This window comes from Prevotella sp. P2-180, from assembly GCF_002251435.1.
Taxonomy (GTDB): Bacteria; Bacteroidota; Bacteroidia; order Bacteroidales; family Bacteroidaceae; genus Prevotella.
Genome location: NZ_NPJI01000051.1, coordinates 1 through 249, shown reverse-complemented (window position 1 = coordinate 249; position 249 = coordinate 1). Strand labels below are relative to the sequence as shown.

At 55.4% G+C, this 249-nt stretch carries 1 rRNA gene; it reads left to right on the top strand.

The window, feature by feature from the left end:
• Positions 1-249 (top strand): 16S ribosomal RNA (locus CIK98_RS08065); the annotation flags it as partial.

The following is a 249-nucleotide window of genomic DNA, read 5'->3' as shown; positions in this document are numbered from 1 at the left end:
ACTCCTACGGGAGGCAGCAGTGAGGAATATTGGTCAATGGGCGAGAGCCTGAACCAGCCAAGTAGCGTGCAGGATGACGGCCCTATGGGTTGTAAACTGCTTTTATGCGGGGATAACGTGCGCCACGTGTGGTGTATTGCAGGTACCGCATGAATAAGGACCGGCTAATTCCGTGCCAGCAGCCGCGGTAATACGGAAGGTCCGGGCGTTATCCGGATTTATTGGGTTTAAAGGGAGCGTAGGCCGCTG